At 69.5% G+C, this 13,879-nt stretch carries 11 protein-coding genes; 7 read left to right on the top strand and 4 right to left on the bottom strand.

What is annotated here, in order from left to right:
• Positions 1-131: 131 nt before the first annotated feature.
• Positions 132-3,113 carry a diguanylate cyclase gene (locus tag ACVCMI_RS16990; protein WP_447098000.1) on the top strand — a complete coding sequence of 994 codons (2,982 nt, stop codon included), beginning with the start codon at positions 132-134 and terminating at the stop codon, positions 3,111-3,113.
• 72 nt (positions 3,114-3,185) lie between these two features.
• On the opposite strand, the gene ACVCMI_RS16985 is transcribed toward ACVCMI_RS16990, so the two are convergent.
• Entirely contained in the window at positions 3,186-4,202 is a 1,017-nt protein-coding gene (locus ACVCMI_RS16985; RefSeq protein ID WP_447098001.1) for a mitochondrial fission ELM1 family protein, read from the bottom strand.
• Between the two features lie 181 nt (positions 4,203-4,383).
• Between ACVCMI_RS16985 and ACVCMI_RS16980 the strand changes: the two genes are divergently transcribed.
• Positions 4,384-4,977, top strand: coding sequence for a YceI family protein (locus ACVCMI_RS16980; RefSeq protein WP_447098002.1), 594 nt, complete (start codon positions 4,384-4,386; stop codon positions 4,975-4,977).
• A 79-nt stretch (positions 4,978-5,056) separates the two neighbouring features.
• Here the strand turns inward: ACVCMI_RS16980 and ACVCMI_RS16975 are convergent, their stop codons facing one another.
• Positions 5,057-6,319, bottom strand: coding sequence for a YIP1 family protein (locus ACVCMI_RS16975; protein WP_395120283.1), 1,263 nt, complete (start codon positions 6,317-6,319; stop codon positions 5,057-5,059).
• A 196-nt stretch (positions 6,320-6,515) separates the two neighbouring features.
• Here ACVCMI_RS16975 and ACVCMI_RS16970 point away from each other — a divergent pair, with 196 nt between their 5' ends.
• The 4 genes from ACVCMI_RS16970 to ACVCMI_RS16955 all read left to right on the top strand — a co-directional run bounded on the left by ACVCMI_RS16970 (position 6,516) and on the right by ACVCMI_RS16955 (position 10,067).
• The gene (locus ACVCMI_RS16970; RefSeq protein ID WP_395120282.1) at positions 6,516-6,725 is read left to right on the top strand and encodes a zinc-finger domain-containing protein; all 210 of its coding nucleotides are present in this window, start codon (positions 6,516-6,518) and stop codon (positions 6,723-6,725) included.
• 78 nt (positions 6,726-6,803) lie between these two features.
• Positions 6,804-7,937, top strand: coding sequence for a glycosyltransferase (locus ACVCMI_RS16965; protein ID WP_395120281.1), 1,134 nt, complete (start codon positions 6,804-6,806; stop codon positions 7,935-7,937).
• 56 nt (positions 7,938-7,993) lie between these two features.
• Positions 7,994-9,325: an O-antigen ligase family protein gene (locus ACVCMI_RS16960; RefSeq protein ID WP_447098003.1), complete on the top strand. Its 1,332-nt coding sequence runs from the start codon at positions 7,994-7,996 to the stop codon at positions 9,323-9,325.
• Positions 9,315-10,067: a glycosyltransferase family 2 protein gene (locus tag ACVCMI_RS16955; protein ID WP_447098004.1), complete on the top strand. Its 753-nt coding sequence runs from the start codon at positions 9,315-9,317 to the stop codon at positions 10,065-10,067. Before ACVCMI_RS16960 ends, ACVCMI_RS16955 begins: the two co-directional genes overlap by 11 nt.
• Before the next feature lie 84 nt (positions 10,068-10,151).
• Here the strand turns inward: ACVCMI_RS16955 and lpxL are convergent, their stop codons facing one another.
• Entirely contained in the window at positions 10,152-11,069 is a 918-nt protein-coding gene (lpxL, locus tag ACVCMI_RS16950) for an LpxL/LpxP family Kdo(2)-lipid IV(A) lauroyl/palmitoleoyl acyltransferase (protein ID WP_447098005.1), read from the bottom strand.
• Positions 11,070-11,163: 94 nt separating this feature from the next.
• On the opposite strand from lpxL, the gene waaA reads away from it, so the two are divergent.
• Entirely contained in the window at positions 11,164-12,432 is a 1,269-nt protein-coding gene (waaA, locus tag ACVCMI_RS16945) for a lipid IV(A) 3-deoxy-D-manno-octulosonic acid transferase (protein ID WP_447098006.1), read from the top strand.
• Positions 12,433-12,444: 12 nt separating this feature from the next.
• Here the strand turns inward: waaA and ACVCMI_RS16940 are convergent, their stop codons facing one another.
• Positions 12,445-13,863, bottom strand: coding sequence for a TolC family outer membrane protein (locus tag ACVCMI_RS16940; RefSeq protein WP_447098007.1), 1,419 nt, complete (start codon positions 13,861-13,863; stop codon positions 12,445-12,447).
• Positions 13,864-13,879 lie beyond the last annotated feature (16 nt).

The following is a 13,879-nucleotide window of genomic DNA, read 5'->3' as shown; positions in this document are numbered from 1 at the left end:
ACGGACGTGAAGAGTGCCTTCAACGCATGGCGCTTGTCTGGACCCATCCCGGCAGGCAAGATCGACCATGGCCACGGGCTGTCGGCAGGGGCGGGATGAGGGGACGCGTGACAGGGGGAGTGGGATCGCGAGTGCTGCTTGCACTCCTGCTGATGTCGACCGGCTGGCTGGTTGTCATGTCGCCCGCGCGGGCGATGGATCCGCAGCAGCCGTTCCATTCCTTTGTGCTCGACCACTGGGGCGTGGAACAGGGCCTGCCGCAAATCACCGTGCTGGGCCTGGCCGAGGATCGCGCCGGATTCCTGTGGGTCAACACGCAAACGGCCGTGGCGCGTTTCGACGGCGCCCGCTTCGTGCGCTACGACCGTGCCAGCACCGGCGTGGATACCAGCATGCTCAACGCTGCATGGGCCGACCCGCACGGCGGCGTATGGTTCGGCGGCGCGCGCGGCCTGATCGAGCAGCGCGACGGGCAGTTCAAGGCGCTGGGCGGGGCTGCGGTCAACGCGATCATCGACGCCGGTGACGGCACGCCGCTGCTGGCCACCGCCGACGGCGTGCAGCGGCTGCACGAAGGCCGGATGGTGTCGACCGGCGGCAGCAGCGGGCCGGCCTTCAGCCTGCTGCGTGGCGACGGCCATCTCTGGATCGGCGGCACCGGCCGCGTCTGCCGCCGCGCCGACAGCGCCGCACCGGCCACGGAAAGCTGCATCGCGGCGGGGCCGGCGGCATGGCGGCACGTGGTGGTCAATCATCTGGCGCTGCAGGGCGGCCAGTTGTGGCTGGGCACGTCGGCCGGCTTGATGCGGATCGTGGATGGGCAGTGGGTCGCGGCGGGACTGGGCGACGGGATCGATGCGGCGCCGATCGAGAGCCTGCTCACCGATCGCGTCGGTTCGCTCTGGATCGCCACCGCCAAAGCGCTGTACCGCCGCCTGCCGGGCGGCGAACTGGAGCGCGAGGAGATCGATGTCCAGCGCCGGCCGTGGGTGCACCGCATGCTGGAGGACCGCGACGGCAACCTGTGGCTTGGCACCTACACCCGGGGCCTGTACCGCATCTGGAATGGCTGGACCCGGCGCCTGTCGCTGGACGACGGCGTGCGCGACCCGCTGGTGTGGAGCGTGCTGCGCGCGCCCGACGGCGCGATCGTGTTCGGCACCAATTCCGACGTGGAGGTCTTCGACGGCAAGCAGGTGCGCACGCTGATTCCCGGCAGCGCGCTGCCCAACCCGTCCGCCTACGAGCTGTACTACGACCGCCGCCAGCGCTTGTGGGTGGGCACGCGCGGCGGCATCGCGGTGTTCGACCGCGGGGTGGACGTCACCCCGTCCGCGCTGCAAGGCCTGCGCAACCTGCAGATCAACGACATCCACGAGCTCGGCGACGACGATTTCCTGTTTGGCACTTCCGCCGGGCTTTATCGCTGGCGGCAGGGCGCGTTGAGCCGGCTCGATCCGCAGGCTACCGCCGCCGAGGCCATCATCCGCTCGGTGCTGCCGCTGGCGCCGGGGCGCTGGTACGTCGGCACCCGCGACGGCGTGCGCGAGTGGCGCGACGGTCACTGGACACGGCCGGCGTGGGCCGAGCCCTTGCGCAGCCACTTCGTGACGCGGCTGGCGCTGCTCAAGCCGGACTTGCTCGCGGTGGCCACCAGCGACGCCGGCATTGGCCTGATGGCAGACGGCCGCCTGCGCATGACCGGCCAGAGCGAAGGCTTGCCCAGCGACAACGTGTGGACGTTCGACCTGCTCGACGGGCAGCTCTACGCCAGCTCGACGGAAGGCGCCTGGCGCCTGCCGCTCTCGCAACTGCCGCTGCCCGGCTCGCCGCCGCGCACGGTCTCGCCGCAGCAGCTGGCCGGCGAGCAGCGTTCCACCACGGTGAGCAACCTGCATTGCTGCAATGGCGGCGCCCGCGCGCGCAGCGCCATCGTCGGCGACGTCATCTGGTACGCCACCACCGACGGCATCCTCGGCGTGAACACGCGCGCACTCGGCGAGCGGCCGTCGGCGCCGCGTGCGGCAGTGGTGTCGGTCGAACATGACGACCGGCAATACACGGGCGGCGCGTTCACCCTCGACCAGGGCAGCCGCGACCTGACCGTGCACTACACCGCGCCCTACCTGCAGGTGGGGACCTTGCATTTCCGCTACCGGCTGGACGGCTACGACAAGGATTGGCAGCACGCGGGCGTGCGCCGCGAGGCGTTCTACACCCACCTGCCGGCGGGCAACTACCGCTTTCGCGTCGCCGCCACGCTGCCGGGTGCCGCCGGCTACGGGCCCGAGGCCGCGATTGCCGTCGAAGTCACCCCGTACTGGTACGAAAACCTGCTGGTGCGGCTCGCCGCCGCGGCCGCGCTGGTCGTGCTGCTGTTCGTGCTGACGCGCTGGAGCATGCGCCGGCAGCGCCGCCGCAACGCGTGGCTGGAGGAACAGGTCGAACGCCGTACCGGCGAGTTGTCGCGCGCGCTGGAGCGCCTGCGCGTCACCAATCTCGCGCTGGCCGAGGAGAGCCATACCGACACGCTGACCGCGCTGCACAACCGGCGCTACCTGCTGGCGCAACTGCCCGCGCTGCTGGCCGAAGGCAGCAGCGTCGGCGTGATACAGATCGACATCGACCACTTCAAGCACATCAACGACGCCCGCGGCCATGCAGTGGGCGATGCGGTGCTGCGCGAGCTGGGCGGCAGGCTCGCCGAGTTGCGCCGCGACAGCGACATCACCGTGCGCTGGGGCGGCGAGGAGTTCCTGCTGTTGCTGCGCGACGTCGACCAGGCCGACGTGCTGCGCATCGCCCAGCGCCTGCGCCACGACATTGCCGCCAAGGCATTCGCGGATGGTCGCGGCGGCGTGCTGCGGCTGACCTGCTCGATCGGTTTCAGCATGCATCCGCTGGCCGCCCACAGCGACGCGGCAACCTTCGATGCGGCGGTGGAGCTGGCCGACCTGGCGCTGTATCGCGCCAAGTACCTCGGCCGCGACCAGTGCGTCGGCCTGCTGGCCGCCGCGCCGTTGCCGGCGGCAATCCTGCGCGATCCGCTGGCACCGCAACTGGACGCGCTGCTGGCCGCCGGCCAGCTGAAATGGGTGCGTCCGACGAACTGAGCGGGCGCCTTCGATCATTGCGCCGGCGCTTCGGGCGAAGCCCTGCCCGCCGCGCTCGAGCACCCCGCGCCGTCATTCCCGCGAAAGCGGGAATCCGCCGGTATTTCCGCCACGCAACCCGCCCCGGGTCGCCTCGATGCGCTCGCGCACCAGCGCGGCCACGCGTGCGGTTTCGCGCAGCGGGCGTTGCGCGGCGGTGCCCGGAGCGTCGAGGTCGTGCAGCAGGCCGGCGTCGCGCAGGGTCTGGTGGAAGCGCGCGATCTTCGGCGGCAGCGGTGCGCGGATGAAGGTGAGCACCGGGCAGCCGACGGCGCAGGCTTCGGACAACATGTTCACCGAATCGGGCGTGACCACCAGCCGGTCGGCCCAGCCGAGCACGCCGGGGTAGGGGTTGCGGCCGTCGTCGCGGCCAGCCCAGAGCAGGCCCGGCACCTCGGCCAGCAACGGCCGCAGCGATTCGATCAGTGCCGTCGGCGTGCGCCGCGAGCCGAGCACCAGCAGGCTACCGCCTTCGGCGCGCTGGCGCGCCAGCAGCTGCCGGATCAGCGCGCTGGCGTAGTCGGCGTCCAGTGCAATGCCGCGGCGCGGCCCGCCCAGCAGCACGCCCACGCGGGGCCGCGGCAAGGCCTCGAACTGCGGGCAGGCGTCGCGACCATCGGCCAGCCATTCGTCGTCGACGGTGTTGAGCGAGCCCAGCGTGGTCAGCACATTGGCGCCGTGCAGCTCATCGTGGCGCGGCACCACCACGGTGTCCCACAGCGTCGGCTCGATGCGCGGGTCGAGGATCTGCACGGTGTGGCAACGGCCCTCGCCGAGCGGCCGCAGCATACGGGTGAACAACGCGGCCGCGCGGCCACAGCCGATTGCGACTGCCGGCCAGGGCGGCGCAAACCACGCCCGCTGGCTGGCCGGCAGGGCGAGGCGTCCGCCCGCGATCAGGCGCGGCGCCAGCCATGACCATGGCGCGCGCGGCTCCAGCAGCAAATGGCGGCGCGGCAGTTGCAGATGCTCGGCCAGCGCCAGCGCCTGGCGCTGGTTGCCGGCGGCCGAATCGGTGATCACCCAGCACTCGCCGTGCAGCGTCAGCATGGCCGGGTTCGCCGCAGGATTGTTTCCCGAATCAACACGATGCGTTTCTCCGCCGGGCGTCGACCGCCGGCGCCCGGTCTGTACACTGGAATTTCTGGCCAGCGTGCCGGTGCGGCTCTCGCAAAGGATACCGTGCGACAGCCCGAAACAGCCTTTCGTCCTTGCCCCATGGAGTCTTCGCATGTCCCCACTGAAATATCTCTTTCTCGCCGGTCTGCTGGGTGCGGCGGTTTCCGCACAGGCGGCGCCGGTGACCTACCAGCTCGACCCCAACCACACGATGGTGCTGTTCAGCTGGAACCACTTCGGCTACTCCAACCCCACCGCCGACCTCGGTCTGGGCGAGGGCACGATCGTGTTCGACGAGCAGCATCCGGCGCAGTCCAGCGTCGAAGTGACCCTGCCGCTGGCGCGGCTGGATACCCACGTGGCGGCGCTGGACGAGCATCTTAAAAAGGCCGATTTCTTCGATGCGGCCAAGTATCCGGTGGTGACCTTCAAGAGCAGCAAGGTCGAGCCGCTGGGCGACAACAAGTTCAGGGTCACCGGTGCCCTCACCGTGCATGGCGTGACCCGGCCGGTGGTGCTCGACGCCACGCTGAACCGGGTGGGCCCGCATCCGATGGGCAAGGCGCAGTCGATCGGTTTCGACGCCACCGCCACGCTGAAGCGCTCGGAGTTCGGCGTGGGCGCCTACGTGCCCAACGTCAGCGACGAGGTGCACGTGCGCATCACCACCGAAGGTTCGGTGCCGAAGGAAGTCGCGGCGAAGTAATCGTCGCGCAGGTCTGGCGCACTCGCACAAAAAAACCGCGCCGTCATCGGCGCGGTTTTTTTGTGCCGGCGACCGCTGGTTATTCGGATTTCACGCCGCTGTCCTTCATCGACTCCAGCTTGCCCAGGTCGACGCTGCCCACCGCCGCCTTCAGCTCGTCGATGCTGTCGGCGTTGCCGTTCGCCTTGACCGTGAAGCGCTTGCCGACGATCACGCTGTACTCGCCGGACTTGGACTGGTGGTCCCACTCCTCGTGGATGAGGTTGCCATTGTCGCTGTAGGTCTTCTCGTAGCCGGTTTCGGTTTCCTTCTCCTCCTCCGGCGCCATCGCGCTGGCCATCGCGATGAAGCCCTTGGCGCCGCCGGTGTCGGTGACTTCCAGCGTGATGTGCTGGTTGTTGTCGCCGCTGTATTCCGCGCTGGCCTCCGACACCTGCATGCCCATCGCGCCGTTGCGCTCGGCCGAGATGCCGGTGCGCTTGAGATTGCCCACGGCAGCGGGCAGGAACGCCTTGATCTGGTCGGGCGCCAGCGCCTCCACCGGGCCGTTGGTGCCGGACATCGCGCCCATCATCTTGCCCATCGCGGCCGACTGCGCTGCGCTGTCGCCGGATTTCTGCGCCGCTTCCAGCTCCTTGCCGGCCTGTTCGGCGCGCTGGCCCATCGCCGCGAGCTTGCCCAGCGCGCTGTTGCCGTCGACGGTGACGGTCTCGCCGTTGCTGCTGGTGACGTGCATGCCGCTCATCGCCGCGCCGCCCAGCGCGCCGACGAAGATCAGGCCCAGGATCAGGCTAACGATCCAGCCCAGCACGATCGCGATGATCACGCTCACCGCGGTGTAGCCGCCGGCCTTTTCCGGCGGGCACTGCATGGTGTGGGGCAGGCCCAGATACAGCAGGTAGATGCTGTAGACACCGCCGGCCAGCACGATCAGCAGGCCCAGCCACGGCACGATCACGCCGATGCCGGCGATCCACCAGGCGGTCCACGCGTAGGCCACCGTCTTCAGTGCCTGGATCAGGTTCGGCTTGGCGCCGAAGGTGCCGGCCAGCGCGTTGATGATCAGCGCCATCACGTAGACCAGTACCAGCGACAGGATGTAGCCCAGGATCATCCGGCCGATGCCCGCGCCGATGCCGGCGCGCACGGTGACGCCGAGGAAGCTGGTGCCGATCAGGCTGCCCTTGATGAACTGCGCGATCACCGGCAGGGCGGCGATGATGGCGATGTAGCCGAGGTACAGGTTGTTGACCGTGGCCGGTTCGGCGGCGGCAACGGGCCACTCGGTCTTGGGTGTGGTCAGGATGTTCTTTGCGCGCGCGATGAGCTTTGCGGAATCCATGGTCTGCTCCCGATCAGATGCCCGAATCCGGCGCGGGGCGCCGGGACGTCGTTGATTTCCCCTTTGGTGCGTCGCACCGCTTGCTGCCGTCGCGCGGCGGAAACCCCTTCCGGCCGCGCCGTGGCGGATGAGCGCCCCGGCAGCAAACGCCAGCCTGCTACCATTTGCAGCCTGCTGTCCAGTCCGGAGTCCGCTGATGTCATCCCCCGCTGTCGCGACCGTGCCCCTGGTGCCGGCAAATGCCGAAAATCGTTACGAAGTGACGCGGCAGGACCTGCCGCTGTCGTGTCCGATGCCGGGCATGGTGCTGTGGAATTCCCATCCGAAGGTCTACCTGCCGATCGTCGATGACGGCGGCGAGTCAACCTGCGCCTACTGTGGCGCGCATTACGTGCTGCGCGACTGACCAGCGGACCCGGTCGGCGGCCGGCCATGGCATTTTTTTTGCTTGTTTTTTGCCATGAAAGCCGCCAGCCCCGAGCTCATGTCCAGCATTGTCGTGCCCGCCAAGCTGCTGACCGTGGTCCAGCTGATCCCCGCGCTGCATTCCGGCGGTGCGGAGCGTTCGGCGCTGGAGATCGCGCGCGCGCTGGTGCAGGCAGGCCATCGCTCGGTGGTGATTTCCGCCGGTGGGCGGTTGGTCGAGCAGTTGCAGGCCGAGGGCAGCGAGCACATCACGCTCGACCTGGGGCGCAAGTCGCTCGCCACCCTGGGCCGCATCGGCCCGCTGCGACGCCTGCTGCGTGAGCTGAAGCCGGACATCGTGCACGCGCGTTCGCGCTTGCCGGCGTGGGTGGGCTGGTGGGCGCTGCGCGGTATTTCCCCGCGACCGCACTTCATCACCACCGTGCATGGCTTCAATTCGCCGGGCCGCTACAGCTCGATCCTGCTGCGCGCCGAGCGCGTGATCGTGGTGTCGCAGACCTTGCGTGACTATGTGCTCAGCCACTATCGCTGGCTGGAGCCGGGCCGGGTGCGGGTGATCCCGCGCGGCATCGACCAGGATGCGTTTCCCTACGGGCACCGGCCGGACGATGCATGGCAGAAGGCGTTCTTCGCGGAGTTCCCTGCGCTCGCCGGTGCGCCGTTGCTGACCATGCCCGCGCGCGGCACGCGGTTGAAGGGCCACCACGACGCGATCGAATTGCTGGCCGACCTCAAGCGTCGCGGCATCGAGGCGCGCTTGCTGCTGCTGGGCGTGGTCGAGCCCGGCCGCGAGGCCTACGTGGCCGAGCTGCAGGAGCTGATCCGCTTGCGCGGGGTGACCTCGCAGGTGGTGCTGTCGCCGCCGCGCGATGACATCCGCGACATCTACGCGCTGTCGGCGCTGGTGCTGCAGTTGTCGAACAAGCCCGAGACCTTCGGGCGCACGGTGATCGAGGCGCTGTCGCTGTGCCGGCCGGTGCTCGGCTACGCCCATGGCGGCGTCGGCGAATTGCTGGCCGAGCTGTACCCTGCCGGCCGCGTGCCGCTGGGCGATCGCGAGCGGCTGGTCGAACGCGCGGCCGAATTGCTGCGGGTGGCGCCTCCGATCTCGCCGCTGCAGAGCTACCGGCTCAGCGACATGCAGCAATCCACGCTGGCGTTGTACGACGAAGTGAGCCAGCCGCAGGGCTGACGCGCCAGGCGTCGCGGCGCGCCTACAATGCGGGCTGGTTCCCGCCTGGCCCACCCATGACGACCTTCGGCAGTTCACTCAAGGCCGCGCTGCGTTCCCCCTTGCTGCCGTTCTGGCTGGTGATTGCGTTGCTGCCGTTCGGTCGCAGTTCGGAGCTGGGCACGCTGCTGTGCCTGCTCGGCGTGATCATGCTGTTTGCACGCGACCCGGCCGCACTGCGCCAGCACCCCGGCGCGCAGCTGCTGCTGTGGCTGCTGGGAGCGTATGTGGCGGCGGCGTTGTTTTCCGCGCTGGACGCGATTCGTCCCGGCAAGAGCTGGAGCACGGTGGCCGCCACGCTGCGTTACGTTCCGCTGGGCCTGTACGCGTGCTTCGCGATCCGTCGCGAGGCCAAACTGCACGCTTTGTACAAGGCGGTCGCCGCGGTGCTGGCGCTGTGGTGTGCGGATGCGTGGGTGCAGGCGTTCACCGGCTGGAGTCTGGGCGGCCATCCCGAGGCCTTTCGGGTCTCGGGCATTTTCGGCGCCGACAACCTGAAACTGGGCCCGAGCCTGGCGGTGCTCTCGCCGTTCGCATTGTGGGCAGCGCGGCAGCGCTGGGGGCGGCCGGGGTTGGTGCTGGCCGCAGTGCTGGTGCTCGGCCCGGTGCTGCTGGCCGGCTCGCGTTCGGCGTGGCTGTGCTACGTGCTGGTGCTGGCGGGTTTCGCCTGGCAGGAGGCGCGCACGCTGTGGCGCTTCTCGTTGTGGTGCGGGGCGGCGGCGCTGCTGCTGGCACTGGCTGGCGTGGTGGCATGGAATACCTCGGCGCGCTTCCATGACCGGATGGCGCGCAGCCTGCTGGTGTTGCAGGGTACCGATCAGTCGGTGGACACGGCGCTCAGCGGCCGGCTCGATATCTGGCAGGTCGGCGTGGCGATGACCGCGGCGCATCCGGTCAACGGCGTGGGCGTGCGCGGATTCCGCTACGCCTATCCGCAGTTCGCGCCGGCCGACGACCACTTCGTGGTGTCGGCCGAAGCGTGCGGCGTCGGCGAAGGCGCCTGCCATCCGCACCAGCTGCTGCTGGAGATCCTCACCAATACCGGCCTGCTCGGGCTGGCGCTGTGGCTGGCCGCGGCGGGTCTGGCGTGGCGGGCATGGCGGCGGGTGGGCGCGGCGGCGCGCGCACGCGCGTTCCCCGCCAGCCTGGCGCTGGGCGTGATGCTGTTTCCGCTGAACTCGCACCTGGCGTTCTACTCGGCCTGGTGGGGGCTGCTGTTCGCCTGGCTGCTCGGGCTGTGGTGCGCCAGTTTGTTCGTTGCCGGCATCTCTGCCGGCAACGAAGAGCCCGGCATCCGTGCCGGACTCCTAAACGCAGAACCCCCTCAGGGAACGCCCGATGGGGCGTGAGCCGCTGTCGGTGGTGGTGACCACGTTCAACAGCGCCGACACGCTCGACGCCTGCCTGCGCGGGGTGAGCTGGGCCGACGAGATCGTGGTGCTGGACTCGGGCTCGAGCGATGCCACCACGGCGATCGCCGCGCACTACGGCGCGCGCATCCACGCGCAGCCGTTCGCCGGCTACAGCGCCCAGAAGCAGGCGGCGATCGACCTCGCCAGCCATCGCTGGGTGCTCCTGCTGGACTCGGATGAATCGCTGGATGCGGATGCCGCCGCATGCCTGCAGCAGGCGCTGTGCGAGCCGGCCCATGCGGGTTACCAGTTGTGGCGGCGCGAGTGGCAGTTCTGGCGCTGGCAGTCGCGGCGCGGCCGGCTCAACCACTACGTGCGCCTGTTCGACCGGCAGCGTGCGCGCATGAGCGGCCACGAGGTGCACGAGGAAGTGCAGGTGGACGGCCCGGTGGGCGTGCTCGACGCGGTCATCGATCACCATGGCGAGCCCGACATCGCCGGCCGCGTGGTCAAGGCGAACCGCTACTCCAGCCTGCAACAGGCCGATCTGGCCGGGCGACGGGTGAGCTGGCTGCGCTTGCGCATGGTGGCGTATCCGACGGTGGCGTTTCTTCGTTATTACGTGCTGCGTGGACACTGGCGCTCCGGCTGGGCCGGCTTCATCGCCGCGCGCATCCACGCGTTCTACGCGTTCCTGAAGTACGCCAAGCTGTACGAGCAACGGCGGCCGCGGGACTGATCCGGCCAGCTCGATCGCCGCTCGGGACGCAGGCATGCGGCTGTACCTGGTCGAGCGCCGCCGGGCATCCGGCTGCCGAACGGATCAGTAGATGGCGGCGGCGCCCGGAGGGCGGGTCTTGAAGCGCTTGTGCACCCACAGGTACTGCTCCGGCGCCTCGCGCACCATCTGCTCGATGCAGGCGTTGACGCGGGCGGTGTCCTCCAGCACGTCCGCGCCGGGGAAATCCTCCAGCGGCGCACCCAGGCGCAGGACGTAACCCGACCCGTCGGGCAGGCGGCGGTGGAAGAACGGGATGACCACCGCGCCGGACAGCCGCGCCAGGTGGTGGGTGGCGGTGATGGTCGCCGCCGGCACGCCGAAGAACGGCACGAACACGGTGTCCTTGCTGCGCATGTCCTGGTCCGGCGCGTACCACAGCGTGCCGCCGGCGCGCAGGTACTTCACCGTGCCGCGGATGTCGTCCTTGTCGAACATCGCCGCGGCGTAGCGCAGCCGCGCGCGCAGCACCACCCATTCGAACACGGTCGAATCCATGCGCCGGTACATGCCGGCAATGCGGATGCGCTGCGACACCAGCCGCGCGCACAGCTCCAGGTGCGAGAAGTGGCCGCCGACCAGCAGCACGCCCTTGCCGCGCGCGCGCGCCGCCTCCAGGTGTTCCAGCCCCTCGATGGCGGTCGGCAGCGCGGCCATGCGCCGGTCGCTGCCCAGCCAGCCGAGCGCGAACTCCACCATCATCATGCCGATGTCGCGCAGGTTGGCGTCGACCAGTGTCGCGCGCTGCGCGGGATCGAGCGCGGGGAAACACAGCGCGATGTTGGCGGCCGCGATGCGCCGTCGCGCCGACGGAATGCGCGCCACCAGCGCGCCGAGTCGGCGCCCCAGCCACGGCAATGTCGCCTGTGGCAGATGCGCGATCAGCCACACCGCCGCCACCCCCAGCCATGCCGGCCAGTGGCGGGGAGCGAGCAGCGATCGGGTGAATTCGGGGCGGGGCATGCCGGGCATCGTCGGCATTGTACCGGGCCATCCGCGCGCGAACCTGCTTCAGGCGCTGTCGCTATACTCGCGCGTTGATTGCAAGGATCGGCCGTTGCGCTTCCTGTACACCCTCGCGATGTTCCTGGTCACGCCGGTGCTGGTGCTGCGCCTGCTGGTGCGGGGCTTGCGCTCGCCGCCGCACCACCACCGGCGCTGGCTGGAGCGCTTCGGCTCGTTCGACGCGCCCGGCTTCAGCGGCAGCCTGTGGATTCACGCGGTATCGGTGGGCGAGGTCAACGCCGCCGAGCCGCTGGTCAAGGCACTGCAGCGCAGCTACGCCCACGCGCCGCTGGTGGTCAGCACGGTCACCCCCACCGGCGCCGCGCGCGTGCAGCAGCTGTTCGGCGACAGCGTGTTCCACGTGTACTTGCCCTACGACCTGCCGTTCGCGGTGCGCCGCTTCATGAAGCGCGTGCGGCCGCGTCTGGCGGTGATCGTGGAAACCGAGATCTGGCCCAACCTCTACTTCGCCTGCCGCCGCCGCGGCATCCCGCTGATGATCGTCAATGCACGATTGTCCGAGCGCTCGATGCGCGGCTACAAGCCGCTGCGTCCGCTGATCGCCTCGGCGCTGCGCTGCGTGAGCGTGATCGCCGCACAGTCGCGCACCGATGCTGCGCGCTATCGCCTCCTGGGCGCCGATCCGCAGTCGGTGCTGGTCAGCGGCAACATGAAGTTCGACGTGCCGATCCCGGACGGCGCGGTGGCGGCCGGCGCCGCGATGCGCGCGCACTGGGGGCCCCGGCGGCCGGTGTGGATGGCGGCCAGCACGCACGACGGCGAGGAACTGGCGGTGCTGGAGGCGCATCTGAAAGTGCTGCAGCGCCTGCCCGATGCGCTGCTGCTGCTGGCGCCGCGCCACCCCGAGCGTTTCCGGCTGGTGGAGCACACCGTGCGCAGCCTCGGTTTCACGGTCGCCACGCGCAGCCTGGAAGGCGTGCCGGCGACCGCGCATCAGGTCTTCGTGATCGACGCCATGGGGCAATTGATCCCGTTCTTCGCGGCTTCGGACCTGGCCTTCATCGGTGGCAGCCTGGTGCCGGTCGGCGGCCACAACGTGCTGGAGCCGGCGGCGCTCTCGGTGCCGGTGCTGGTGGGGCCGCACACCTTCAATTCGGAAGAGATCATCCGCAGCCTGATCGAGGACGGCGGCGCCGAGCGCGTGGCTGCCGCCGAGCAACTCGGCCCGCACGTGCTGCGGCTGCTGCTCGACGCGCCGCGCCGCGGACAGATGGGCGAGGCGGCGCGACAGGTATTCGAGCGCGAGCGCGGGGCAGTGCGGCGCGTCATGCAGCTGGTCGACGCGCTGCTGCAGGAGTAGGCGGTCAGCGCCTCACTGCAGCAGAGCGTTGATGCCCTGGATGTCCTTGAAGTCGGCCGTGCCGGCGGCCTGCTGCAACAGCAGCTTGTTCAGGATGAACTGGTGGCGCGCCTGCGAATAGGCGCTTTCGGACTGGGTCAGGGTCTGGATCGCCAGCAGCACGTCGGTGAAGGTCTGCGTGCCGACCTCGAAGCCCGCACGGGTGGCTTCCAGCGCCTTCTGGCCGGACTCCACCGAGGCCTTGCCCGACTCCACCTGCGAAATGCCGGCGAGCACCGAGCGGTAGTAGTTGAGCGTGTTCTGGATCACCTGGCGGCGCTGCAGTTCCAGTGCGTCGTTGGCGGCATCGCGCTGGTAGATCGACTGGCGCACGCGCGACTGGGTGTAACCGCCGGAAAAGATCGGCACGTTCAAGGTCAGCCCGATGGTGGTCGAGGCCGGCCGCTCCGAACCGATGCGCGCGGGGTCCTGGTACCAACTGCTGCTCTTGCCGTAGTTCACGCTGGCGCTGATCGTGGGCAGGTGGCCCGAGCGTGCCGCGGTGATGTTGTGCTCGGCGGTCCGCACGTTGTCATGCTGCGCCTGCAAGGTCGGGTTGTTCTCCAGCGCCTGCTTCACCCAGGCCTGCGGATCGCTCGGCGCGGGCGCGTCCATCGGCAGGTCGTCGCGCAGCTTCTTGAGTTCGCCCACCGGCTTGCCGGTGATGACGCGCAAGGCTTCGCGGTCGTTGTCGAGCGTGTTCTGCGCCGCGATGGTCTGGGTCTTGGCGTTCTCGTAATAGGCCTTGGCCTGGTACACGTTGGTGATCGCCGACAGACCCACCTTGTACTGCTGGTCGGCCTGGTCGTACTGGCGCTTGAACGCGTCCTCGTTGGCCTTGGCGAAGGTCAGCTGATCCTCGTCGTTGAGCACGGTGAAGTACGCCGCGGTGACGCGCACCAGCAGGTCCTGCGCTGCGGCCTGGTAGGTCGCGTCCTGCGCATCCTTGGCGGAGTGCGCGGCCTTGAGGTTGGCGTACTTGCTGAAGTCGAAAACGGTCTGGGTCAGCGTGGCATTGAGGCTGCGCGTGCGCAGGTGGCCGCCGTCGGAGGCGGTGCCGTTGGACGCCAGCGGGCCGGTACAGGTGTAGTTGCCGCTGCCGGCGGCGATGCCGCTGCACAGGAAGCTGTTGGCGCCGGTACCGAAGTCCAGGCTGTTGCTGCCCTGGCCGCCGTTGGCCTGTTGCAGGGTGAGCGAACCGTCGATCTGCGGCAGCAGCCCGGCACGCGCCTGCGGCACGCCTTCGCCGGTGGCCAGCCGCGTCGCGTCGGCCTGGGCCAGTACCGGGTCATTGGCGCGCGCGTCGCGATAGGCATCGAGCAGATCCTCGCCATGGCTGGGCAGCGAGACGGCGGCCAGCGCCAGGGCCAGGGTGAGCAGCTTCAATTGCATGGAATGCCTCGTGTCG

Source organism: Rhodanobacter sp. UC4448_H15, from assembly GCF_052978265.1.
The sequence above is the reverse complement of the archived record's forward strand: the minus strand, read 5'-3'. Positions and strand labels throughout refer to the sequence as shown.